The organism is Sphingobacterium prati (genome assembly GCF_013167215.1).
Taxonomy (GTDB): Bacteria; Bacteroidota; Bacteroidia; order Sphingobacteriales; family Sphingobacteriaceae; genus Sphingobacterium; species Sphingobacterium prati.
In genome coordinates this window covers 130,588-156,203 of record NZ_JABJWY010000009.1, presented here as the reverse complement: position 1 = coordinate 156,203, position 25,616 = coordinate 130,588, and the positions used below count along the sequence as shown (strand labels likewise).

The following is a 25,616-nucleotide window of genomic DNA, read 5'->3' as shown; positions in this document are numbered from 1 at the left end:
TGATGAAAACCTTTGTTTGATTTTTTTTTCTTAATATCGTGAGAATGAACCAAATTTTGTTGGTTGAGTTATTCTAGAAAAATATGCATAGATCACATCAACTCTATATCTTCCTTTTATTTTGGCTAGGCTGCTGTTTAAATGCTGTTCCGGTATTGGCTCAGTATACTGTGGATAATGTAGTTAGTCCGAAGCAGAAAGGGCAAGACTATTTTGTCTCCAATCCCGATGGGATCTTATCCCCGGGTACTGTAGCTGAACTGGATGGTTTATCCACACAGATCGAAGCGGCTACCAAATGTGAGTATGCCATTGTATTGCTCAATGATTATGTCGGTGACAGCGATTTCGAATTTGCACTTAAACTATTTAACAATTGGGGTATCGGTAAGAAGGAGAGTAACAATGGTCTATTATTGTTTATTGCCAAAGACCGGCGGGAGTATCGTTTTATTACGGGATATGGGATGGAAAGTACCTTGCCTGATGCCTATTTAAAGCGGATAGGTGAGAAGTATCTGGTACCTAATTTTCGAAATGGAAATTATGACCAAGGAGTTCTTGAGGCCTCACAGTTTATCAAAACCATTCTAATGTCGCCCGACAGCAGGGCTGAGCTGGAACGCTTAATGCCTGAGGCAACTCCTATCTGGAACTTTCGGAGTCCTATCATGCGAAATTCTCTGTTGGTGTTGGCGTTATTTACCATCTGTTATATCTGGCTGAATGAGGTAACCCGGGCGATCAAGGGAAAGCTGACCAGAAAAAGTAAATATTTTCCGCCACTGGTCAGCGGCTGCGGTTGTATGGGATTGTTGCTATTTGCGAGTGTATTTATATGTGCTTTTGCGTTGAACAACTTCGAAGTCGTCTATCAATGGAAAAATCTGCCCTACTTTATCTTTATATTTGGGAGTATTACGCTAGCGATGAAATACAATGCTAGCCGGACGCAGATTGTCAATTCCTATCGGGATGAGGAGAATATCCAGCAAGCCTTGCGTAAGTTTCGTGTATGGGGACTAGTTCCTTTATTTTTAAGCCCTTTAGCGCTGTTTGATCTCTTTGGAATAAATAAACGTATCCGAAGGAACGAACTTCGGCTAACTCCCCCGAATGGCTCAGGGCGTTGGTTGCGCATGAATAAAGATGATGCCGCTACCCGGGAAAGCGCATACTTGGATCAAGGACAGCTGTTGGAAGAAAAAATTGGCAGCCGATCATATGAAATTTGGGTAGATGAGGCAAGCAATGAAACGAAGTTAGTTCCCTGGGATGAAAATGTGGGCTATGTTGACTGCCCCCAATGTCATTACCGTACGTTTGAAACAGGGCTTTCGCGGACGATCCGCTCTGCAACATACAGTTCACAGGGTTTGGAGGAACGGTTTGACAAATGTAAAAATTGTGGACACCGTGTATCCCATGGTGAACATACTATACCTGTTAAGGTACGATCCTCATCGAGCAGCTCTGGGGGTGGTGGGTCAAGCAGTAGTGGCGGAGGCAGCTTTGGCGGCGGATCTTCAGGTGGTGGTGGTGCTGGCGGAAGATGGTAACATGTGATTTAGGAGCAAAAAAAAAGGTTTTCAAACGGGGAGAATGAAAACCTTAAATAACCAATTATAAACCTAAATTATGATGACACAAATATAGTGTATTTATTACACTATGCAAAATTTTTTTTTAAAAAAATCAAAAAAATAAGTTACATAGTGCATATATGATTTCTGTTTATAAATTAAAACCAAAGTTTCAGCAGTTATTGATGCCGATTCTGACATTCTTACATCGGAGGAAGATAACGGCCAATCAGATTACCATAGGCTCGGTGGTCTTGTCTTTGCTGATCGCGGTGATGTTCTGGTATGCGGACCGGATGCCAATTTTATTTTTGGCACTACCGATCGGTTTATTCATGCGAATGGCTTTCAATGCGCTGGATGGCATGATGGCGCGTCTTTTTAATCAAATGAGCAAAAAAGGGGAAGTCCTGAATGAAGTCGGCGATATCCTGTCAGATGTGGTGATCTTTTTCCCATTGCTGAAATTTCATTCTGAGAGTTTATATCTGGTGGTTGGCTTTATTGTTTTAAGTGTGATCAATGAATTCTGTGGGCTGATTGGAAAGGTTGTCGCCAACGATCGCCGTTATGATGGGCCGATGGGGAAAAGTGACCGCGCGCTGCTGCTTGGTTTATATGGGATTTTGAGCTTATTACATATTTCGATAACGGCGATTTCGGTCTATCTGTTTGCTGTGTTATGTTTATTATTGGTGTTGAGTTCAATAACGCGATTGAGAAAGGCATTGGTGGTATATGAATGAAGTCAGTAATCCAAATGGTAAGTTTGCCGATGTGCCTGTCCGCGTCAGAAGCTGGGGGTATATTGTACTTGTACTGGCGCTTGCTTTCGTCCCTCAGACAACATCTTTGCTATTTGTGTCCTGGCTCACATTTCAGGGGATGCGCGAATTTATGAAGATGTTTGTCCCTAAATTTAATGAGGCGCTGCCTGTTGCCGTCGTTGTTAGCCTCGTACAGCTTGTTCTTTTATACAGCTGTTCATATGGCGCTTATTTATCGTCAGCCGGACTGCTGTGCATTGGAATTGGGCTTTTTTTTGGGTTGATACAGAAAACAGCGAAAGTAGCTACGATCGGAATGACTTTTGGAGCAGCAGCCTGCCTGCTTGCTTTCAGCCAGCTCGCTTTTATCAGGGCAGTAGAGATCAATATCGAGGCGCTGATGGGGCTGAAGCTTGTGGCTTATATTGTTGTTTTAACGGAGTTAAATGATGTATTTCAATACCTGATGGGTAAATTTTTTGGTAGGCGGAAGATCGTTCCCCGCATCAGTCCAAACAAAACTGTGGCTGGATGTGTGGGCGGTATTGGGCTGACGATAATGCTGAGCAATATCTTGGGGTATTTGTTCTTGCCATTCGGGGATTTTATCTGCTTTTCGGCCCTTGGTCTGCTCTTTGGTATTTTGGGCTTCTGTGGTGATGTGCTATTCTCCTTTCTAAAACGCAAGACAGGGGTCAAGGATACAGGTACATTAATTCCAGGGCATGGTGGACTACTGGACCGCATAGATAGCTTGCTGTTCAATGCACCTGTTTTCTATGGAGTGATCTGCCTGGTGTCGCAAAACCAGCATCTCATGGCTCAAATCTCTTATCTCAAATCTCATTAAATGAATTATCAACGGGCAGCATTGTTTTCAGGAGGGGGGACACGTTTTGGTCTGTATTTGGGCATGTATGCTGCTTTGGACGAACTGGGATTAAAACCCGATTTGCTGATTGCTACCTGTGGCGGATCGTTGGCGACAGCGATTATTCAGGCTTTTGCAACGGACGCGGAACGGAAATCTTATCTTCAATCCGAAGAGTTTTATCGCTTTTTCTGTAGGCATCAGCTGACCGGGCAACGTCACTTGAATAAATTGGGATGGCATGTGCTAAAAAAGCAATGGGACAAAAGACCGGCTCCCTTTCTCGAAGATGTTTTTGATCGTTATCTGGTTCATATGGAACATGATCTGTCATCCTTGTTACCGGCTTTGAATCTCTCTTTTTCGGAGGAAATCCCGTCGATTATCATTGGGTCGAGAATACTATTTGAACGCTCGGCGGCTGGAGAGCGACGAGGGGAGAGGAAGCTCTATCAGAAAGTACTGATGGGAAGTGCAACTGCACTATCGAAAGTAGATCTGGATAGCATCCAGATTCAAGGTGAAAATTATAGACAAAGTGCGGTTGCCGAAACTATCGGGATAAACCCAGAGATAACCTTATTGGACGCCGTCCGTATTTCCATGTCCGATATGTTTTATATTGAGCCAATACAGCGGAAGGGGGAATATTATGCCGGTGGGGCCATCGATCTGGTACCTGTGGAGCTAGCGCAGTCTTTGGCGGCGGAAGTTATCTGTGAGCGCAAGCAGACGTATAAACTGCAGGAAGAGGGGTTGGTCAGGGCCGTATTGGGCTTTAGCGGAAATCAACGCCTGCGGGATATTGATCAGCAATATCAGGGGATTCGATGGATCGATACGGCTGATGCTGCTGAACAATTAAAAGGAAACTATTGCAAAAAAGACATAGATTGGCGTAGATTTGAAATAACATTGTCCCTTCCGGCAAGTCTGGATGAATTTGCGAACGCTATGGAAGCACAGTGGAATTACGGATATTGGAAGACATTGGAGCTCCGTATAAGGTAATAAAGATGCATCGGGATAATGGTAGTTAAGAGGCCTAGCGCTGGCTAATAGATCATATATGGGACACCTTATATGGCAAAGTTTAGAAGAGTTTGGAACCGTATATATGGTTTATTCAGGTTTTTTTGGAGAGTGAAGTGGGAGAAATTGAAGTTTTATTTGTTTGATAAGATAAACCGATCGACGGATAACATAATCGCTTTATTTTTTTATAGATGAAAGTATTTATTGCAGGTGGAACAAGCGGAATAGGTCTAGCATTAGCGCAATGCTACCTCCGGCAGGGGGCTGAAGTTGCTGTATGTGGCCGGGATCTTTCAAAGTTGACCAATCAGCCAGAGTATAATGGGCTCATCAAGTTTGAAGTAGATGTATGTGATCAGGATGCTTTGGCTGACGCCGTTGGATCTTTCTGTCATCATCTGGCTCTGGATCTTTTTATCAATTGTACGGGAAGCTATGCCGATGATGTGGCCCAGCCGGTCAGTTATGAACGGGCAAGTGCCATGCTCCGGACAAATATGCTGGGCACCCTAAATTGTTTTGAAGTAGCCTGCGAGACCATGCGTGGACAATCTGCGGGGCAGATCGCCACAATAGCATCCGTCTCTGGGACTTTAGATTTTCCGAATTCAAGTTTGTACAGTAAAACAAAGCGGGCGGCAATCCAGGTGGCTGATGCCTACCGGAGGGCATTACTTCCGTATGGGATTGCCGTGACAGTCATTGCGCCGGGCTATGTGGATACAACCAAATTGCGTGAACTTAATCAGCAGGATCTTTCGAAAAAACCTTTTTTGATCAGTGTGGATGAGGCGGCACAGCGAATCTTAAAAGCGATACAGCAAAAGAAAGAAATCATGGTTTTTCCGAAGCGTATGAAATGGCTGATGGGATTTTTGGGCATGCTTCCCCATGTATTGTTAAGTAAAATCATGTTTAGGAAAGCCAAATGGATGAAAAGCGATTAAAAGGGGTGGGCAGGAAGCTCCTTGTTGCTATCTACTGCCTGTTACTTTTTCAATTTACCTATCCCTTGACCGCAGCCTATGCCTCCACTTTAGCTGCAGTGACTTCCGTTGTGTTTGATTTTGAACAGCACATTCCGTTTATCCCATGGATGATCCTGCCCTATATGAGCAGTGGGTTGTTTTTTTGTATTATACCGTTTTACTGCCAGCAAGAGGGGCAGCTCTTGCGTTATGCGAAGCGATTTACGTTTATTACACTTTTTGCGGCACTGTGTTTTCTTCTTTTTCCACTGCGGTTTTCTTTCGAGAGGCCGATTGTCGAAAATCAATTGCTGGCGATTTTCTTTTCTTTCCTAAAGCAATATGATTCGCCTTTTAACCAGGCGCCATCTCTACATGTGGCTTATGCCTGTCTTTTTTGGTCTGTGTTACGCGGACAGTTCAGCGGATGGAAGAAAAGAGCCTTAGGTGTCTGGCTCCTATTGTTGGGTGTAGGAACACTGACCGTATATCAGCACCATGTTATCGATGTCCTTACGGCGCTAATACTGGTTCAGGTAAGTTTTATGCTCTTTCCGAATAGGGAGGAAATTGGGAATCATCAACAGAGGGGATTTGGAGAAACGTTTGGCCCGTTGAACGCTAGCGATGATGAAAGTAAGAATCGTAAACAGACGCAGTCAGCACTAAAGTTTGGCTGTAAAGAAACGAAAAGAAATCTGCAGCTAGCGAATAGCTATTACCTCATTGGATGGCTATGTGTACTAGTGGCATTATGCTGTGAAAGATACGTATTGCCTGTGATTGTTTGTGCTTGGGTAGCCTTCGTCTGCTTTGCTGTTGGTTACAACTACCAGCGCGGCAATGCGCTATTTTTAAAGGATAGATCGGGAAAGATACCATTGATAAAGAAAGTATTTTATGCGCCTTACCAATTTGCTTACTGGTTGATCTGGCGTTTTTTTAGCAAGCGAAACAATCCGCCGATGATGGAAGTATTACCGCGCTGTTATGTGGGACCGAGGTTGAAAACTTCGGAACTTGTAGCCTTGGGACTAGATCGTAATTTAGTTGTTTTTGACCTCGCAGCTGAGCTCGAAGAAGTAAAACTGCTAGGTTCCATGCAAAAATATCATTCTTTTCCTTTACTGGATATTGCTGAAATAGATGTGCAAGATGCGCGCGTTACCGTAGCCGCCCTTGTATCTGCTTACCGCGCATTGGAAGCGCCGGAAAATATGATCATTCATTGTACAATGGGTTATAGCCGGAGCATGATTTTTGCTGTTCTGATGATACAGGAATTATTATCTTTAGATTTAAATAAAGCTATTGATCGGGTGAGGTCGATCAATAGGCATTTGCGGTTACATGATCATGCGATGCGGCTGATGAAAATTATCGACGGTGGCAAACAGGGATAGTAGTCGGTGGCCTGGTCTTTGCCTTATGGCATAGCTAAATAGAAACTAAAAATTACATACGCCATTGTATTGATGGAATAATTATAAAAAGATGAAATCAGGTTATTTTAAGAGTTTCGATCAAGGGGAACTGCTCTATCGTGTTTGGAATTATCAAAAAGGACAAAAGGCCTTAATTGTATTGCATCGTGGACATGAACATTCGGAACGCCTACAGGAGATGGCTACTGATCCGCAGTTTGCTGGTTATTCCATCTTTGCATTTGATTTGCGTGGTCATGGTTATACAAAACTGGCTGTATCACCGATTTTTATGGATAATGTGCGCGATCTGGATTGTTTTGTAACTTATATCCGCGCCGAATATTCTGTTGACACGAAGGATGTCTTCGTTATTGCTAATAGTATTGCAGGGGTGATTGTGAGTGCTTGGGTACATGATTTTGCGCCTCCAATCGCAGGAATGGCCTTATTGGCGCCCGCATTTGAAATCAAACTATATGTGCCCTTGGCTAATCAGATGATTGCCCTAGGAACAAAATTGAAAAAGGATCTTGTTATCCAAAGTTATGTCAAGGCGAAGGTATTGACGCATGATGTCGAACAACAGCAGGCTTATGATGCTGATCCATTGATCTCAAAATCCATTAACGGTGCCTTATTGGTTGATTTATTGAAAGCTGGAGTGCGTATCGTTGACGATGCTGCAGCGATTGATATTCCTGTGATCGTGCTATCCGCTGAAAAAGACTATGTGGTTAAAAACTCGGTGCAAAAGCAGTTCTTCGTATCCATCGCCTCCAAGCTAAAGACATTTATTACCCTGCGCAACTTTTATCATGGTATCCTGTTTGAATCCAATAGACAGAAAGTTTATACCTATTTAAACGATTTTATTACAAAGGCCTATGCACGGCAAAAGCCTGACCAAGGGCTGGAACCTGACGAGTTTTCAGTAAAGGAATATGAGAAACTGTACCATAAGGTGATGCCTGCAGCCGAGAAGCTAAATTATGCATTCCAGAAATGGACATTGGGTAAGGTAGGATCATTGAGTCATGGGATGAACCTGGGTCTCCAGTTTGGTTTTGATTCAGGAATCTCGTTGGATTATGTATACCGCAATGAGCCAAAAGGAAAGAATCGTTTTGGCCGTATCCTTGATCGTGGTTATCTAGATGCGATTGGCTGGAAAGGGATTCGTATTCGAAAGCAACACCTGTTGCAGCTGTTGGAGGAGAATATTGAGCAGGTTAAGTCTACTGGTCGGCCTGTCAAAATTCTTGATATCGCTGGCGGGACAGGAAACTATTTGTTTGACATTAAGGAAAAATATCCGGAGGTGGAGATTGTGATTAACGAGTTCTTATTGCCCAATATTGCGGTAGGGGAGAAAATTATCAAGAAGAAGGGATTCAAAGGAATAAGGTTTAGCAATTACGATTGTTTTGATCCGGCTACGTACAGCAAACTGGAATTTGAACCTAATATTGTCGTGATCTCTGGTATTTTCGAATTGTTTGGCGACAATAAAATGGCCAGTAGAGCGGTTCATGGGGCGACTTCTATCTGTGAACAAAATAGTCATCTGGTCTATACCGGACAACCATGGCATCCACAGTTAAAGATGATCGCTTATGTGCTGAACAGCCACCAGAAGAAAGACTGGGTCATGCGCCGGCGGTCGCAGCAGGAACTGGATCGGATTATGGCCTATAATGGTGTGGTGAAGGAGCGGATGCTTATTGACGATTATGGGATATTCACCGTTTCATCAGGTTCGTTAAAGGCAGGATAAGCATATTCCAAATGTTTTACCGTCAGAATTGTAGCCAAGTAAGCTTTTAAATTATTTTCACGTGCTTGGTCAATAGGATTATACGTATGGAATAGAGTAGGGGGTCAAATCGCGCCAAATAGATAGTGTTTAAGCTATGAATTTGGCGCAATTTGACCCCCTGTTTAACCAAAACGCCCAATTTTTACGCTCCATTGCTCAGAAATGCAGATCTAATCCGTTTAACAAAAATACTTTTTGGTTTAACAAATTGTTCTTATTGCAGACATAAGGTCGTCATGGTATAACAAAAAGGTGTTTTGGTTTTACTAATCGTCTTTATTGCAGGCATAGTGAAATCATGGTTTAAAAAAAAGACTTTCCGGTTTAAGAAATTGTCCTTATTGCAGACGTATCAGCGTTATGGTAAAACAAAAGTTTTTTTTTGCTTTATAAATTGTTTTTATTGTAGGCATAAGGCCGTTATGGTATCACAACAAAGCGTTTTGGTTTAGGGAATCATTCTTATTGCAGATATGATGATAATACTGGCTGCTTAGTTGTTTAAGGAATCGAGATTATCTCAGATATGCGCACATAATGATAGCATAAAATAACCGGATGCCGGGAGAATGGCTCTTTCGTCTAATAGAAGACATCCTAAATATTAGAAGATAGGTTCCTGCCGATTGTCCCAAAAACATAGAACAACAACTTGTTCGCCCATTAACTTATACAATAAGGAACAGTTTTTATGTAATAAGCACTTTCTGATTTCTGTTGTTTCAACTACAATGGGATACAATTCAGGATTCTCCGTGAGTGTATTGAGAACTTTTTCTAACCGATTTTGCAACTTAAATACGTATTTTTCGCCCCATTTGTTAAACAATTGTTCGATTACAGACGTATAAGTGTCTTCTGCTTCGGGAGTAAATCGTAATTCAAATTTCATTTTCGGCGGAAATGTTTTTCTTTGAAAGCCTCCAAAGAAATGGAATTTCCTGCGCTGAATTGATCCATACTTCGTTCAATACTTTTTTCGATATGGTTTGGAATACTAGTTTCCTTAGATTCGAAAGGCACCTTTAAAGCTTTTAAAATTGCTTTGACTGTTTCAAGTTGTTCCTGAGATTCAGGATGTATCGTAAGAGCTCCCATAATTATGATATTGACTCTAACAAAGATAATGCTATTATCTATCCATTCAAAGTATTGAGTTGTAGTTTAGAGAAGAGGAGGCAAAAGAATGGTGGAATTCGGCTTTTTTGACCAAGAACATCAGCAAGATCATTCTGTGTAAAATTAAACTGCTCCACTCTGAATTTGATTGCCTCAACAGGATCACTCTCAATATTTTTATGCTTATAACAAATTCAATAAATAATTCCCAATTCGGGAACTTTTATTGAAATAACTTTGATTTCGCTTACCTCAGTTTTTTTGAAAACCAAGATAAGCAAAATGGATATTTAATTCTTATACTCGCGGATTGCCTGAATAATGCCTTCCAGATTTTCATTGAAGTCCAGTAGCTGGCCGAAGACTTTATCATCTTTGGCTAGTCCACCGTGTTTGTTGTTCTTGAGGAAGATTTCCTTGATGGTTTCCCAACGCTCCTGTTCAACAGGGTTCAGCAGTCCGGCAAGCTCTTTTAGTTTTAATAGGTTGCTTTCGGTATCCGCTGTCAGTGTTTGTGATTCGCTCTCATAATGGGCGAGAAGAATCTGGTCAATTTCCTTTTCATTCATCATCGGTACCACCTGCGCTACAAGCTTACTCATGTTCCGATACGATCCCTGCATTTTGAATGGTGGTTCGGTGCGGTAATTGTCTTGCATTGCGGCACTTTGGATATAGTTCTGATTAACCTTGATCACCACATTCCTGATTTTCAGTACATGGCGCAGCACGGCGATAAAGTCATCAATATCCTGTTTCAGGTAGTTGCCCTCTAAATCGGGCAGTTGATCCATAACAGACTGTGCATAATTGACTAGGGTGTAGAAGTCGTTGAACGATTTGCTTGCAATTTTTTCGAGGTAACTGTTTTCAATAGCCGCATTTTCAATCAGACTGAGGTTGAATAATGCTTCGGTATCACCGATCACATCGCCGAGATTGTACACATCGGCACGGTTGGCAAGCATGTCGGGGATCTGGAACTTCGAACCGCTCTCTGTGTAGGGGTTCCCTGCCATCACGATGCAGAAGCGTTTGCCACGGAGGTCATAGGTCTTACTCTCGCCCTCAAAAATACCATCAATCTTACGTTGGCCATCGGCAAGGGAGATGAACTTCTGTAAGAACTCTGAATTTAAGTGCTGGATGTCGTCCAGATACAGCATGACGTTGTCTGCCATCTCAAATGCAAGATTGATCTTCTTGAGCTCTTCCCGTTCTCCGGATGTTTTGGCTTCGATCGGGTCAATGGAGGTGATCGAATGGCCAATGGTTGGTCCATTGATTTTGACGAAATGTAAGCCCATTGTCTTGGCCAGATATTCCATTAAGGTGGTCTTACCGTAACCCGGCGGCGAGATCAAGAGGAGCATTCCCATGCGGGCGGTGCGTTTGTTGTCTCCAGCAGCTCCCAGTTGTTTGGCGAGGTTGTTTCCGATCAGTGGAAAATAAACTTCATTGATCAGTTTGTTACGTACAAACGAGGTCAGTACTTTTGGCTCGAATTCACCAATCTTTAATTCTTTGGCATAGGATTTCGCAAGCTGTTCTTTCAATGTGGAGAAAGCCACAAAACGAGGTACATTATGATTGCTGAACTGTGCCAGACGTGCTAAAAACTCATGATATTGGATGTGTTCCTCCCCGTTGTTGAGGATAGTATGGTTGCCTTTTAATCCGCTGATATGTGCTTGGTCTTTGGCTATAATTAGGTGATATCCCTGCGTCGGATAGAGCAACATGATCGCTGTTTCCTCGATGTACTTGCGTAGTGTCAGATATTCCGTATGCTCGTCGACAAACGCATTGAGCCAATTTAAAGTCAGGTAAAAGCGATCTACCACGCTAAATTGTTCGTTCTGAATATCTGCTTCAAAAAGCTTATGGCTTTTCTTGGATTCCAACAATCGAATAAATGCCTTTTTCAGTTCATCGGACTGTTCACTGACGACAAAGGTATTGTAACACGTAAAGGTCTGGAAAAGGTAAGTTGCCAAATCACGGTCATGAAGGGCGGCGCGATCCAAATGTGTCTCCCAGGCATTGAACAACTTGCTGAGTTCATCAATGACGGACTGGTAGCGATTTGAATTTGGAAACGTTTTCAATATCGTGTAAGTCGAGTGTATCAGCGCTAGCTGTTTTGTACGCTGATCATCAGAAAGTGATTGCCAAAATAGTTGAGCCATTGTACGCAAAGAGGGATTATAGCGTAGCAGATCCAATTTGGTGTCCAACTGTTTGACCGTGTCATAGATCAATAGCGCATCCGCATTGTGAACCCCTTTGACATAGCCTTCCGAATAACTTTGCTCCACGGTCTGCGTGATGAACAGTGCAGCATCAAAATCTTGTTGTCCTTTCGAAGCCAGGAATGCTTTGTATGCAAGATATTCTGCACGATAGACCTCCTTATTTTCGGATACAAGCTCCTGATCCCAGATATCCTGAAACCTGTTGATCTCCTCGACCTGCACTTTTTGATAGAAGCTTGTACCTGTCAGGTGGAAATAGAGCTCGTCGTTTCTGCGCAACAGGGTTAAACTGAGGGATTGGTTATTGACGGCAAACTTATGCTTGCCCAACGCAATGATATTCTCGCCATCTACAAAAAGATCGTTTTTGTCCCGTAATACCCGTAAGGCATCTTCCTGTGATTTCTTTAACAGATTTTCAAGATTTTCTGCTTTTGAAACATCTTGTAGCGTCTTTAACTCCTGTACGAGCTGTCTGATTTTGTCGATCATCAGATCCGAGGCAAAGAAGCTGAGGATCTCTTCCCGGCTTGCGAAAGTCTTGGATTTATTTTCAATATTCTTTAATACACGAAGACCGATCTGTTCAAGCGAGGAAGTCCGCTTGTTGATCTGTTCAACGATTTGCTCCCTGCGGGAATTAAATGCCTTAATGACTTCGTCACGCTTGTCTGCGATCTTGAGCGCAAAATCTTCGAATTCGGAAAACTTACTTTCGAGTTCTTCCAGCTGAACGATGACTTTAGTGTAATATTCGTCTACTTTTTCGGTTGTCGTTGACAGTTCGAGGTAGTTGGTGACGGATTGCTCCAACAGAGTCAGCTGTGCCGAAAACTCGGCAATTGCTTCAGTACTCTTCAACGAATTGAGTTTTCGTGTGAGCTGTGCACGAACTTCATTTAAAGAGGAGAAAATAACCGAAATTTTCTCGATAATTCTGGTCGTCTGCGTGGAGTCGTCAATTTTTAAGCTATTGAGGATATCTATCAATAGTTCCAGTTCGCTTGAAATGGCCGAATTGGCCTCCTCGATCGCTTTGGCATCGTATACTTTCGCAATGGCCTCCACATTCTTTTTCTGCTGTTCTACCTTTTGTTCGTAAGGAAGCAAGGCTTCATCGCGTAGGAGAAAAGCAATTGTTTTTTCGGCCAGCTCGGAGGTGATGCCCTGTAATTTTTCCAACAGGTTATCTATGCTGACCGTATCAATATATTTTACATTTTTAAGGTCGATGATTTCACCCTGAAGACGACGGGCATCGGCCAATTGGTGGACGAGCTGATCGAGTTTCTCCACAACGGTGCTATTGATGGAAAAGCTGAGTTCTTCCATCTTCTTTTTTGCAGCCAGATTTAATTCCGCCGCATGCTTGCGCTGCGCCTGTACTTTGACAAATTCGTCAATAGCGGTGTTGGCGACTTCCTTAATCTGTGTTAAGGGCTGTCCAAGATTTAACAAGGCCTCATCTTTGATCCAAAAATACGAATCGATTAAAACCGTAGACTTTTTGAGGATATCTTCGTATAAACCCTCGTAACTGTCCTCTTTGTTGATGAGCTGTATGACCTCCTGTGCTTCGGCCATCGCCTGCACGATCTGTTTATTGCCTACCTTATAAAGGGGATCATCTTTCTTTTGCTCATTTTCTTTGAGCATGGCCATATAGGGTGTTTCCCAGATCTGAACCTGATGATGTCTGGTGGCTTCTGCCTCAGTGCGGAAATAAATTAAGCTACCATCTTTGAATAGGGTAAATCCGTTGCAGATAATCGGGGTCTCGACATGCTGCTGAATGATGTTATATGACAGTAGGATATAGGTATTGGTTTCTTCCTGACAAAAGATATACAGAAAATCTTCGCCATTGGGGGAAGCTATCCTGCGTAGGAAGGATACCTTCTCAAACTGGGCATCAAAAACTTTGTGTGTGCCATTTTGTAAATAGTACCCATTGGAGAAAATAATCCCCTGATTGTCAGGTAATAATATTGCTGATTCATTCAGTGATTTGAGATTGACCACTTCCTTCGTCCGCTGGTTGTAGACAAAAGCCCTGAAATCTTCCTGGTAAGGTTTGATACGTACCGCAATAAGGTTGCCGAGATCCGCAAAGTAATAATCAGCATCGTCCAATTGCTGGTCTGCATTGACCACTTTTTCGGAATAGATCCCTTTGCCGCTGTCTGTATTGTTCTCGATCTTGAAAGTGATGTCGCCATTGATCGCCTCAATAAAAATCTTATCCATGATGGATATATGCGGGTATTTTCCCAAACGACGGTCTTCGAGTGTCGTTTTCGTCCAGTCAAATTCAAATTGATTGGGCAATTTGACTTCATGGATGCTGCGGTCATCCTGATACTGTAACTTACCGTCTTTGATTAACCATTTGAATGCTTTGAGATCAGCCGGATTTTTGCTGGTCTGAAAGATCATGTACAAGTAGTTCTCTGTACGGCGGAATTTGGAGAAGATGGAATCTCTGTAATACTTATACAGGTTTTGGTAATCTGAGACGAAATTTTGATCGTTGATCAGATCGAGGGACTGCGGAATAAATTGATTATTCTCAAATGCATAAACACTGAAAACATCTTCCAGCTTGATCTCGGTACGCAGTCCAAAATGCACATTATATCCAAAAATACATTGATTATCCAAGGCCAGGATGCCACGGGCAACACAGTTGTTTTCTGTGGTAATCCGTTGATTGGCTTTGAGGACAAAGCTCGTGGAATTGAAGACTTCTTTACGGGCTTCATTCAAACTTTGAAGCCTTGTTGCTAATTCATCTTTTTGTGTAAGAAGTCGCTTTCGGATAATCTCATATGCACCTTGGTCAAGGCTGTCGTTCTGATTTATTACGTTTTCTTCTGGCATAAAATGAGCGTTCTCTACTGGATTGTTGTGACAAAATCAATTTTAACTACCCGCAAGGACCGTTTTGAAATGGTCTTGCGGGTAATATAGTAAGCTTAAGATGTCTTAAGACAGCTTTTTGTTGGAAATGCCTAAGTTTTTTGCTAATCCAAATAAGGAATTGATAAAACCGGCATCTTCACCGTTCTCGGCATCTGTGGCTGCCTGTTGCAGTTTGATCAACGCCGCAGAAACTGTTAGGTTTTTGATGTCATTAGACGAGATACCATATTTATCTGCTAGCCCGCGTACTTTTTCGGCGAGATCACCTTTCCCGTCTGGACCCAATAGTGAATTTTTGATATCAGTGGCATGTTTCGAATTGTCGATCAAATGGTCAAAACCCTTGGAATTGGACACCTGGCGTACAATGTTTTCGAAGAACATGGTTTCACCACCGACGATATCAATTTTCGCTGTTTTAAGTGCTTCGGACAATACACTTGCCTGCGCTTGGGCAATATCTTTTTGGATGTTGATCTGTGCAAGTTCGATGTCACGTTCTTTTTGCAATTGTAATTTGAACTCTTCGTGATCCTTGCCCACACCATCCAGTTTTTTCATGGCTTCGGCTTTCTCTTCGATACCTTTTGCTTCGGCAAGAGCTTTCTCACGGACAACCTCGGCCTGTGCCAGACCTTCTTTGCGCATGGCTTCGGCTTTTTTCTCAATAACGTTAGCCGCAACAGTACCCTGCTTCTCTTCCGCTTCGGCTTTTGCGACCATTACTTCGGCTTCTGACAAACCTAATGCGGCTTCCTCTTTCGCTTGTGCTTCCGCTATGATCTTGCGGCTTTCGGCTTCTTTGAGTGATGCTTCTTTTTTCGCTTCGGCATCTATCAATAATTCCTGTGCACGTTTTTCTGCAATCTTACGCGCTGCTTCGGCGTCGATTACTTTTTTCTCTGCCTCTTGTTCTGCCGCAATTTTTGCTGCTTCAGCGGCTTTAACTGTAGAAATTAATTTCTCTTCCGCTTCTTGTGATGCTGCAATAACGCCAGCCTGTTTCTTCCGCTCTACTTCACGGAATACTTCAATATCTCTGACACCTTGTTGCTCTTCGATAACGCCTTTTTCCAATTGGACACGCTCTTTGATGACCCCTTGGATACTTTTCTTTTCGGTCTCGATCGAACGCTCTTTGTCAATCTGGGCTAAGGTAACAATACGCTCACGTTCGGTTTGTTCCAATGCGCGGTCTTTCTCTACGCGTTCGGCTTCCACAGCATCTGTACGTTGTTTGTTTTTCTCGGCAATAATAATCTGACGCAGCTTATTTTCTTCTTGTACGGCCAATTGCTCTTCGGTCGAAATGCGGACGCTTTCATATTTTAAGCGTTCTTCTTCACGTACTTTTGCGATCTCTGCTTCTTCACGGGCTTTGATATTATCAATTTCACGCTTTTGCTTTTCTTCTTTTTCAGCAAGCTGACGATCCAATTCTAAAATCGCTTCGCGAGCTTCGACGTTTTGCTTTTTGATCAATTTCTCTTCGTCGCGACGGATGAAGTTGGCATTGATGTTTTGTTTTGCTGTCAGCTCTGTGATTTTTTTGATCCCTTCACTATCTAGGATATTGCTGGGGTTTAGATGCTCGATATCTGTCTGCTCCAGATAATCAATCGCACAGTCATCCAAAATATACCCATTTAAGTCTGTACCAATGATATCGAGGATCTCATCGCGAAATTCACGGCGTGCTTCATAGAGTTCGATAAAGTCGAATTTCTTACCTACGGTTTTTAGCGCTTCAGAAAATTTGGATTCAAAGATGCTCTTTAATGTTTCGGGTTCGCTAGCACGGTCACAACCCAGGTTTTGGGCAACGTTGATCACATCGTCCACATTTTTGTTGACACGGACAAAGAATGCTACTTTGATATCAGCACGGATATTGTCTTTACAGATCAGTCCTTCGCCCTGCATACGGGCTATCTCAATTTTTTTGATGGAGATGTCCATGATCTCCATCTTGTGGAATACAGGGACGACGTACATCCCCTTGTTGAAGGCGACTTTTGTTCCGCCGACTCCTGTCCGGACAATCGCTTTTCCCTGTGGGATTTTTTTATAGAAAGCACTCAGTACAACGAAGAATGCAAAGATTAGAAAGACAGCTAAACCGACAATCAGCAATATAATTCCGTTTAAGCCACTTAAAAATAAAAGAGGTTGATATAGCATATTGATTAGTATTTATTTAGATTTTAGTATTTATATATGAGTATTTGGAATTTAGTTGAGCAAAACTACGGCTTACCTATCAAGTCTTTAACCCTTGCTCCTTGTTCTTTTTTATTTTTCGATTAAATATTGTCAATGGTGATTTCCTTGGTGACATAATAATATTTTTTGTCCTTGGATTCATCCACAATGATGACATCATCGCCATAGCTGATCTTCTCGCCGTTATGACTTACAACATTAAGACGAATTGGGTCTTGTTGGACAATAAATTCAGCAGAACCTATTTTTTTGCCATCAATACTTGCGCGCATTTTGCCCATGCGGCCGAGGAAATCATGGCTTTCTTCGCCATTGTAGCCAATATTTTTGAACATTCTTACTAAGGGTTTGGTCAGAAAATGCATTAAAAAGAACGTAACGATAAAAACAGGAATTAGGATCAATACCGATTTTATACCCCAGGAAGCGATATTAATAAACAACGAGGATACGATGGTGATCGCCCAGCCAACGAATTTAAACATGGTTACAATAAGCATAATCGGTACTTTACCAACATTGATATAATCCATTGCTTTCGCAAAAAAGCCCGGTTCGGAATGCGTATCGGAATCTGTATGATGATGCGGATGATCTGATCCATCGGCATCAATGTCATGCGAGCCATCTACGTCACTGACGTCGGGAGTAGGGTGTAAGTCCACATCGGTATCCGCATCAAATAGATGCAGGCCATCGCCCATTAAAAACATAAATAACCAATACAACACAGACAGGCCTGTCAGGACGGTCATAATGCCATTTGACAATGGGTTGAATAAGATATTGATTAATTCTGTCATCGTATTTTCTTTTAAATTTTTTCTCTTTTGAAGGTGTAATGAAATGACCAGGAATTACCGTTCATTTCAAGGTCCTGCATAGCGACCAACTCCCAGCCCTGATTACCGAGATCGTTCAGAATCTTGTCGATTTTGTCCGAGTCCAATTTGGTACCCCAGAAGCCTTGGGGTTCAATTTTGACTGTTTTATACTCAAATTTCCGCATCGCCATTCAATTTTCGTTTTAATTCTTCCAGTTCACTGTTGACGGAATCTGAACCACCGATGGATTCATTGATTTCATCTACCTTGCTTTTGTTGCCCGTTGCGATTTCACCATACGCTTTCGCCAGTGCCTCGTCCTCTTCGACCTTTTCTTTCATGCGCTCCAACATGGAAATCGTGCTGTTAGAATCAATGTTGGCCAGTTGCCGGTTGACCATTTTAGCTGCATTGGAAACCTTGACCCGTGCTTTCAAAGTTGACAATTCACTTTCCCATTTAGCTATATTGAATTTAAGTATATCCACATTTTTATGTAATTCCTCTGCTGAGCTCTGATGAATCGTCGCTTGTTTTTCCAATTCAGTCGCCTCGATCAATAATTGTTTTTTCAGTAATAGGGCCTCTTTGGCTAAGCTTTCTGCCTTTTCGGTAGAAAGTTCTCCTTTTTGAGCCTTTTGCAACAATAAAATAGCTTTGTTCTCAAATTCATTGGCTTCTTCTTTTTTCTTTTCACAGTTATTCTGCGTGCGTATGGCTAACGCTTTTACTTTTGCATAAGCCTCTAACGATTGCTCCAGGTCTTCTTTCATCTCACGGATACCTTGCTCCGTCATTTTGATGGGGTCCTCCATTTTGTCCACTACAGCGTGGATTTCTGCTTGACCGATTCTGAAAATTCTCTTAAAAATATTCATTATTCTATAATTTTGAAAAACTTATTAACTGATTATAATATTCACTGATCAAAAGACTAAGTGAATTGATGGCTGCATCAAATTCATTCTGATCCAGATTATGTATCTGCAAAGTATATCGGAATATGACCTTTCTGCCATCCTCCGTTAAGGCAAATCCGCCATGTATGATATCTCTATTTTTTATGAGCAACGATCTGAGCATGTCCATGTTCTCGTTGTTTATGGTAAATAGATACTGCTCGAAAATTACGATGGGTTGTGCTATACCCACAATGAGATTGCGAATACCATCATCTTCGTTTTCAATTACAAAGACACCTTCTTTTTCATCCTTATGGGTAATATTATAACCGATGTTGGCGATATAATTTTCAATTTTTGAGAAGTACATAATCAAGTTTTTTATATATTGCACATATTCTTTGCATAAAGATAGTAAATTGCAAAAATATTTTGCAAGAAAAAATTAATTTTTTTTTAAAATGAGTAACGTCGGGAATAATATAAAAAAGCTGAGAAAGGTGAAAGGATTGAGTCAGCAGGCTTTTGGAGATGTTTTTAATCTTACCAGGGGGAATATTTCATCTTACGAAGAGATGCGTGCCGAACCAAAAATAGAGATTGTTCTAAAAATTGCAAATTATTTTGGCATTCCTGTGCAGCATTTGATTGAAAAAAATCTTTCCGTTAATGAGATTCTCAATTTTAACGATTATTTTCAGCCCGATACGCCTGCGGTGGAGGGCAAGCGATTGGCACAGGTTCCGTTATTGGAACGGGAGGCCTTGCTCGATGCCTGTACTTATGTATCAAAATTGAATGAGCTTCCAGTCATTGAGTTTCCGTTGCAGAGCCGCAACCGTTTTATTGCGATGGAATATATGGATGCTATACCCGCACCGGGTGATTTCATTGTAGCACCGCGCTCAATTCTGTTTTTTGAAGAAATTGATATTGAAAGTTTACATACGTTAAATAACGCCTTTGGATTGTGTTTTTCAGCGGAGGAATTCTTTATTGGAAAATATGTGACGGAGGAGCGGGAAATAAGTCTGGTGTTAAACGCCTGGAAAAAAGTCGACTTTATATTGTCCGAGAAAGGGAATTTTTGGAAATTGTATGGTAAATTCGAGCGAATATAGGCAATTACCCAGATCTATGTTTTTGTTACAATCATATTTTTATATGGTGGTGATTTCCGATGTTTAAATGCAAATGGAACAGTCAAATTGCAGATTTTTACAATTTACTTGTTTTTTATGAAAAAAAATATTTGGATTATGAATTAAAATAATTCAATTTTAAGTAGGTAAATAATTTTAATTTATTATAAACTTATTCGTTTCATGAACCCTTCATAATTTATTCAATCCTTTTTGGAGTGAATAAATCTGATCGCTTCATTACAATTTAAAAAACAAATTTATACAGATGAAAAAAATGGCATTATCTGCGGCAATTGCTGCACTTTTCTTTGCTTCTTGCAATAATGCGGACAGCAAAAAAGTAGAAACAAAAGATACAGTCACAACGGCTGATACACAAGGTGGTGTGGCGCAAACAACAACTACGGAAACAACAACAACGACAGCAGTTCCAAAATTTAGTTCTCCAGAAGCGCAACAGTTGGCAGACGATTATACAAAATATGTAAATGAGTATGTAGCTGCAGCAAAAAGTGGAGATGCAACCAAACTGCAGGAATTGGTTGGAAAACAACAAGAATGGGCTACAAAAACAGCAACAGCTGCTTCTAAATTAACACCGGAAGATGCCAAGCTATGGTCAGAGTATGCTCAAAAGTTGGCAGCAGAGTTAACTGCTAATGCAACAAAATAATTTAGATATAAGGGTATTTAAAAGAAAGTAGGGCAACAAGAGATGTCCTACTTTCTTTTAAATCTTTGAATCAGAACGGTAAATCGTCCTCCTCCTCTTCTGGTAATGCTGGGACATCATCTTTTGATCCACTTGGATCTGATAGAATCAAAAAGCTTTCGACTTTAATCTCCGTAATATATCTTTTCACGCCGTCAGCACTTTCGTAGTTGCGATAGGTGAGCTTTCCTTCGACCATCAACTTGGTTCCGCGGCTACATTTCTTTTCAATGGTATTGTTTTGGTTTCCCCAAATGACAAGTGTATGCCATTGCACTTCTTCGACCCACTCACCAGCCTTGTTTTTGAAAAGATCATTTGTAGCAAGACGTAAAACAGAATAGCTAGTTCCTGTTGATGTGGTTTTGATGACCGGATCATTCCCTAAATGACCGATTAATTGTACTTTGTTTCGTAATGTACTCATTTTGTGTAATTTTTAAATGTTTCTAATAATTCTTATTTTAGTCATTGGTCATAGCCTTTAATCGCGTTGAATGACCTTGAGCAAAGATGAAAAGGAGATGAGGTTATAATCGTCTGTTTACCATTTGTATTCGACTATAGTCGGTTGTAACCGTTTGTTGTCGCTTAACTTAGATTAAATACCATGGAAAAAGTCTGTTTGGAATGTGGGCAAAATATACGGGGGAGATCGGATAAGCGTTTTTGTGACGATTCTTGTCGAAATGCTTATAACAATAAACTGAATAGCGATCAGACCAATTTGATCCGTAATGTGAATAATATCCTGCGAAAAAACCGTCGTATTTTGTTGGACCTATTAGAAGGCGAGGGGATGATAAAAGTGCCGCGGGAGAAACTAAAAAGACAGGGTTTTGATTTCAAATTCCATACCCATACATTTGCCAATAGTAAGGGGCAGGTCTATAGTTTTATTTATGAGATGGGTTACCTTGTTCTGGAAAATGACTGGATATTGATTGTTCAAAAAAAGCCGCTTTAATCCATATTAATAACGTATTCCTTCGATGAATGCCTTTCTTCTCATATCAATAATTCTTTGTAGAAATGAATGCTACTGAATTTTGGAAAAAAGACTATTGACGTAACGGATTTTCCAGTATGCTCTTTCCGGGAAACTTCGGTCTGAGCAAACTGAATACTAGTTATTCTCAACTTACATCGGATCCTTTTATTCTAAAATAGTTTACTATTGTGAAGATGATAATCGCGGCATAATAGCACATTGGGATGAGTAGAAAAAGCCAGCTTTTAAAGATGTAATGTAAAGGCGAAGGTAGTCGGAAATGAAAAAAATCTGCTGCAAGGAGATAGCCTATAAAAGCTCCGAGAAATAAAAGACCGGTGGCATGTATGATGATAATCTTTTTTAGATGCCTGCTGTATTGTGCATCTTTATTTTGCTTGGTGTAGCCCATAATGGCCGGCACCAATAGGCCTAATAGTGGGTTGACCAGAAAAGTTAGGGAAGCTAGATAAAGGGCCTTTATGCTTCCGCTTTGGTTTTTGTCGATACTGATTTGATTTACATTTGGCATAATTAGTTGTTCTAAAGGAATTTCTAAAATCTGACTGATTTGTCTTAAACTAAAACCACTGATCTCTTCCGTTCCTTTTTCTATGCGTTGTACCGTTCTTAAAGATAGACCGGCTTGATTAGCAAGATCTTGTTGTGTCAGTCCTTTGCGCTTTCTCGATTGTTTGATAAGTTGATTTACTGTTTGACTTTCCATGAAACGAAAATGGTTAAAAGGTTGATGATTTTAAAAAAAACAATATGACAATAATATGCCAATGATATTTCAGATTCGTAAGTTATTAATAATCAAATATTTTGTATTATGAAAAATATTTTGAATCTTTGTAATCAATAAAATAATAATATAAATTAAAAAAACGGAAGAATATGTTTGCAACAATAAAAAACCCAGCTTCGTCCTCAAAGAAGAGCCTTGGGCATATTCTTCGGAATACCGCACTCTCCTAATCTTCTTTTCCAGACAATTTACTGGCGCTTGGACAGGACATCGTATTGTGATGTTTAACTCAACGACCATTTTGAAATGGTCTAGCCGATAAAAAGAAATGGTATCCTAGTGTGACTGGAGTTAGTCACCGGGAGCCTAATACAGATCATGTTTAAAAAAATTTATGAATTCAGTGAATAAATATGTCCTTCAGGCCCTGGATAATTATCCATATTATCTGGAGGATACGTTAGAATCCCTGTCTTATGCCTTGTCATACGACGAATCCAATACCATGGCATTGTGCTTAATGGGCCGGGTTTATTCGGAACAACTATTGGATTATGAGCAGGCAAGGAAATATTTCCAGGAAGCTTTAACTCACAATGTGAATGCCTTGGAAGTTTACCCTTATTTTATACAGACCTTGATTGACATGGGTGATTATGAGGCGGCAAAGAAGACTATAAAATATGCATTGACATTGCCCGGGATAGCCCTGACAGTAATCTTGATTAAGAAAGTACTGTTGCTTGAGAAATTAAAGAAGTATAAAAAGGCTTTAAAAGTTCTCAAAATGGCCAAGTTGGATAATATGTGCAGCGAATTATCCTCAACCTTAAAATCCATCGAAGATCGGATCAAGGGAAAAAAGGAAATGAGCAAGACAAGTAAAAAGCGAAGTAATTAATGATAATATACTTATTTCGGTTAAAAGGTCAAAAAATAAGCCCAAGATGAAATCTCATCTTGGGCTTTTATCAATATAGTTTAAGAATTATTCTGCTCTTAAGATTTTCGCAGCATCAACCATTGATTCTAAAGCGGCTTTAGTTTCAGGCCAAGCGCGTGTCTTCAAGCCACAGTCTGGGTTAACCCAAAGCTGCTCCGCAGGAACTACTGCTTTTGCTTTGCGCAATAGGTCTACCATCTCATCTTTACTTGGTACACGTGGGGAGTGAATATCATATACACCCGGACCGATATCGTTCGGGTATTTGAAATCACCGGCGAATGCATTTAATAATTTCATCTGAGAACGTGAAGTCTCAATTGTGATTACGTCTGCATCCATTGCTGCGATATCTTCGATCACATTGTTGAACTCAGAGTAACACATGTGTGTGTGGATCTGTGTGTCATCTTCTACATTGGATGAAGATACACGGAAAGCACGAACTGCCCAGTTCAGGTAATCTTTTTGATCAGCTTTGCGTAATGGTAAGCCTTCACGGATTGCTGGTTCATCAATCTGGATGATTTTGATTCCTGCTTTTTCCAAAGCTTGTACTTCATCCAGGATTGCCAATGCGATTTGGTAAGTTGTTGTCGAACGTGGTTGATCGTTACGTACGAAAGACCATTGTAAGATTGTTACAGGACCAGTCAACATCCCTTTAACCGGGCGGTTTGTCAAGGATTGTGCGTAAGAAGACCAGCGTACAGTCATATCTTGTGGACGGTATACATCTCCGTAGATAATTGGAGGTTTCACACAACGGGAACCGTAGGATTGTACCCAACCGTTTTGAGTGAATGCATATCCCGCCAATTGCTCGCCAAAATATTCAACCATATCATTACGTTCGAATTCACCGTGAACCAATACGTCGATATCCAATTGTTCTTGAAGACGTATTGTGTTTTCAGTTTCTTCAGCAATTGCTTTATCGTATTCTTCTTGTGTGATCGCTCCTTTTTTCAAATCAGCTCTCCATTTACGCACATCTTTAGTTTGTGGGAACGAACCGATCGTTGTTGTAGGGAATGCTGGCAAGTTGAACTTCGCTTGTTGTGCTGCTTTACGGTCAGCAAATACCGATGTACGCTTAGCATCGTCATCAGTAATATTGCTTGTACGTGTTTTAACTTCTGGTTTGTGGATCAATGGAGAAGTACGACGGCTTTCGGCGGCAGCTTTGTTTGCTTCAAAACGTTTTGCTGTTTCGGCATCAACTTCACCTTCAGCTAAGATCGCTAGATCTTTTACCTCTGCTAATTTTTGTTTTGCGAACGCTAACCAGTTTTTTACTTCTGCAGGTAATGATTGCTCATTGTGCTCATTGTCCAAATCAAAAGGAACATGCAACAAAGATGAGGAAGGGGCAACCCAAATACGGTCTTTTCCCAATGCATCAACCGCTTGTTTGATTTTAACCAATGATTTTTCATAATCATTTTTCCAGATGTTACGGCCCTCAACAATACCCAAAGATAATGTCAACGAAGCAGGAACTTTAGCTAAAACTGTATCCAATTGGTTTTCACCACGTACTAAATCCAAATGCAAAGCATGGATCGGTAAGTTAACCGCGATATCTTCGTTGTCTTTTAAAGCTTCGAAGTAAGTAGTAGCGATTAATTTGATATTTTTTGCAGCAGCAGCTAATTTCTCAAAAGTAGGTTGGTATAATGCTTTTACTTTTGCATCCAGATCCAAGGCCAAGAAAGGTTCGTCAATCTGAACATATTGTGCACCAGCTTCTGCCAATTTAGACAGGATTTGCTCATACACCGGAACCAATTTGTCCAATAGGTCGATACGGTCGAAACCAGCTTCTTTTTCTTTACCGATCAAAAGGTAAGTGATTGGGCCAAGTAAAACTGGTTTTGTCTCAATACCTAATGATTTCGCTTCGTTGTATTCGTTCAAGAATTTCTCGGAAGTCAATTTGAATTCTTGGTCCTTTGTGAATTCGGGAACCATATAGTGGTAATTGGTATCCAACCACTTGGTCATTTCCATTGCAGTCACGTCAATTCCTTCTTGCTGGAAACCGCGGGCCATAGCAAAATATAAGTCTAAGCTGTAGTTGTTGTCAACTTTATTCAATAAAGAATGATAACGAGCAGGAATAGCACCAACAGTAAGGGTTAAATCCAATACTTGATCATAAAAAGAGAAGTCATTGGAAGGGATCAAATCTATTCCAGCATCTTTTTGTGTTTTCCAATTGCCTTCACGAATCTTTTTTGCTGTGTCCAATAATTCCTCAACAGAAGATTTTTTAGCCCAATAGGCCTCATTGGCTTTTTTCAATTCGCGGAACGCGCCCACACGAGGGTAACCTAAATTGTTAGTCAATAACATAAT

The 25,616-nt window shown here is 41.0% G+C and carries 22 protein-coding genes; 11 read left to right on the top strand and 11 right to left on the bottom strand.

Features of this window, described 5'->3' with window-relative positions; all coding sequences use genetic code 11:
• Window positions 1-83: 83 nt before the first annotated feature.
• The 7 genes from HPC41_RS02040 (at window position 84) to HPC41_RS02010 (ending at window position 8,425) form a co-directional block, all read left to right on the top strand.
• Window positions 84-1,559, top strand: a complete 1,476-nt coding sequence (locus HPC41_RS02040) for a TPM domain-containing protein (protein ID WP_172392328.1) — start codon at window positions 84-86, stop codon at window positions 1,557-1,559.
• 164 nt (window positions 1,560-1,723) lie between these two features.
• On the top strand, window positions 1,724-2,329 hold the full coding sequence (locus tag HPC41_RS02035) for a CDP-alcohol phosphatidyltransferase family protein (RefSeq protein ID WP_172392327.1): 606 nt from the start codon (window positions 1,724-1,726) through the stop codon (window positions 2,327-2,329).
• Entirely contained in the window at window positions 2,322-3,200 is an 879-nt protein-coding gene (locus HPC41_RS02030) for a phosphatidate cytidylyltransferase (RefSeq protein WP_172392326.1), read from the top strand. The genes HPC41_RS02035 and HPC41_RS02030 overlap by 8 nt, the downstream gene beginning before the upstream one ends.
• On the top strand, window positions 3,201-4,232 hold the full coding sequence (locus HPC41_RS02025) for a patatin-like phospholipase family protein (protein WP_172392325.1): 1,032 nt from the start codon (window positions 3,201-3,203) through the stop codon (window positions 4,230-4,232).
• 215 nt (window positions 4,233-4,447) lie between these two features.
• Window positions 4,448-5,203 carry an SDR family NAD(P)-dependent oxidoreductase gene (locus HPC41_RS02020; RefSeq protein ID WP_172392324.1) on the top strand — a complete coding sequence of 252 codons (756 nt, stop codon included), beginning with the start codon at window positions 4,448-4,450 and terminating at the stop codon, window positions 5,201-5,203.
• Window positions 5,185-6,627, top strand: coding sequence for a hypothetical protein (locus tag HPC41_RS02015; RefSeq protein ID WP_172392323.1), 1,443 nt, complete (start codon window positions 5,185-5,187; stop codon window positions 6,625-6,627). Before HPC41_RS02020 ends, HPC41_RS02015 begins: the two co-directional genes overlap by 19 nt.
• A 91-nt stretch (window positions 6,628-6,718) precedes the next feature.
• A complete protein-coding gene (locus tag HPC41_RS02010) occupies window positions 6,719-8,425 on the top strand; it encodes a bifunctional alpha/beta hydrolase/class I SAM-dependent methyltransferase (RefSeq protein ID WP_172392322.1) in 1,707 nt (568 codons plus the stop codon).
• A gap of 646 nt (window positions 8,426-9,071) precedes the next feature.
• Here the strand turns inward: HPC41_RS02010 and HPC41_RS02005 are convergent.
• From HPC41_RS02005 to HPC41_RS01970, 8 genes are all read right to left on the bottom strand, one after another.
• Entirely contained in the window at window positions 9,072-9,359 is a 288-nt protein-coding gene (locus HPC41_RS02005) for a type II toxin-antitoxin system RelE/ParE family toxin (protein ID WP_172392321.1), read from the bottom strand.
• Window positions 9,356-9,565: a DUF2683 family protein gene (locus HPC41_RS02000; RefSeq protein WP_172392320.1), complete on the bottom strand. Its 210-nt coding sequence runs from the start codon at window positions 9,563-9,565 to the stop codon at window positions 9,356-9,358. The genes HPC41_RS02005 and HPC41_RS02000 overlap by 4 nt, the downstream gene beginning before the upstream one ends.
• A 311-nt stretch (window positions 9,566-9,876) precedes the next feature.
• Entirely contained in the window at window positions 9,877-14,721 is a 4,845-nt protein-coding gene (locus HPC41_RS01995; RefSeq protein WP_172392319.1) for a DNA repair ATPase, read from the bottom strand.
• Window positions 14,722-14,826: 105 nt separating this feature from the next.
• On the bottom strand, window positions 14,827-16,944 hold the full coding sequence (locus HPC41_RS01990) for a flotillin family protein (protein WP_172392318.1): 2,118 nt from the start codon (window positions 16,942-16,944) through the stop codon (window positions 14,827-14,829).
• A gap of 122 nt (window positions 16,945-17,066) precedes the next feature.
• On the bottom strand, window positions 17,067-17,789 hold the full coding sequence (locus HPC41_RS01985) for an OB-fold-containig protein (RefSeq protein WP_172392317.1): 723 nt from the start codon (window positions 17,787-17,789) through the stop codon (window positions 17,067-17,069).
• Window positions 17,790-17,800: 11 nt separating this feature from the next.
• The gene (locus tag HPC41_RS01980; protein WP_172392316.1) at window positions 17,801-17,995 is read right to left on the bottom strand and encodes a DUF4177 domain-containing protein; all 195 of its coding nucleotides are present in this window, start codon (window positions 17,993-17,995) and stop codon (window positions 17,801-17,803) included.
• Entirely contained in the window at window positions 17,982-18,689 is a 708-nt protein-coding gene (locus HPC41_RS01975; RefSeq protein ID WP_172392315.1) for a PspA/IM30 family protein, read from the bottom strand. The genes HPC41_RS01980 and HPC41_RS01975 overlap by 14 nt, the downstream gene beginning before the upstream one ends.
• 4 nt (window positions 18,690-18,693) lie before the next feature.
• Window positions 18,694-19,083, bottom strand: a complete 390-nt coding sequence (locus HPC41_RS01970) for a YbjN domain-containing protein (protein ID WP_172392314.1) — start codon at window positions 19,081-19,083, stop codon at window positions 18,694-18,696.
• Between the two features lie 91 nt (window positions 19,084-19,174).
• Between HPC41_RS01970 and HPC41_RS01965 the strand changes: the two genes are divergently transcribed.
• Together HPC41_RS01965 and HPC41_RS01960 are read left to right on the top strand one after the other, a co-directional pair.
• Window positions 19,175-19,834 carry a helix-turn-helix domain-containing protein gene (locus HPC41_RS01965; protein ID WP_172392313.1) on the top strand — a complete coding sequence of 220 codons (660 nt, stop codon included), beginning with the start codon at window positions 19,175-19,177 and terminating at the stop codon, window positions 19,832-19,834.
• 289 nt (window positions 19,835-20,123) lie between these two features.
• Window positions 20,124-20,531, top strand: a complete 408-nt coding sequence (locus tag HPC41_RS01960; protein WP_172392312.1) for a hypothetical protein — start codon at window positions 20,124-20,126, stop codon at window positions 20,529-20,531.
• 70 nt (window positions 20,532-20,601) lie between these two features.
• Here the strand turns inward: HPC41_RS01960 and HPC41_RS01955 are convergent, their stop codons facing one another.
• Complete coding sequence (locus HPC41_RS01955; RefSeq protein ID WP_172392311.1) at window positions 20,602-20,997, bottom strand: single-stranded DNA-binding protein; 396 nt, start codon at window positions 20,995-20,997, stop codon at window positions 20,602-20,604.
• Window positions 20,998-21,180: 183 nt separating this feature from the next.
• On the opposite strand from HPC41_RS01955, the gene HPC41_RS01950 reads away from it, so the two are divergent.
• Window positions 21,181-21,537, top strand: coding sequence for a hypothetical protein (locus tag HPC41_RS01950; protein ID WP_172392310.1), 357 nt, complete (start codon window positions 21,181-21,183; stop codon window positions 21,535-21,537).
• A gap of 169 nt (window positions 21,538-21,706) precedes the next feature.
• Here HPC41_RS01950 and HPC41_RS01945 read toward each other — a convergent pair whose 3' ends face one another.
• Window positions 21,707-22,288 (bottom strand): helix-turn-helix domain-containing protein, encoded by a 582-nt coding sequence (locus tag HPC41_RS01945; protein WP_172392309.1) that lies wholly within the window; start codon window positions 22,286-22,288, stop codon window positions 21,707-21,709.
• A 418-nt stretch (window positions 22,289-22,706) separates the two neighbouring features.
• Here HPC41_RS01945 and HPC41_RS01940 point away from each other — a divergent pair, with 418 nt between their 5' ends.
• A complete protein-coding gene (locus HPC41_RS01940) occupies window positions 22,707-23,213 on the top strand; it encodes a tetratricopeptide repeat protein (RefSeq protein WP_172392308.1) in 507 nt (168 codons plus the stop codon).
• An 87-nt stretch (window positions 23,214-23,300) separates the two neighbouring features.
• Here the strand turns inward: HPC41_RS01940 and metE are convergent, their stop codons facing one another.
• Window positions 23,301-25,613, bottom strand: coding sequence for a 5-methyltetrahydropteroyltriglutamate--homocysteine S-methyltransferase (gene metE, locus HPC41_RS01935; RefSeq protein ID WP_172392307.1), 2,313 nt, complete (start codon window positions 25,611-25,613; stop codon window positions 23,301-23,303).
• Window positions 25,614-25,616: the final 3 nt, after the last annotated feature.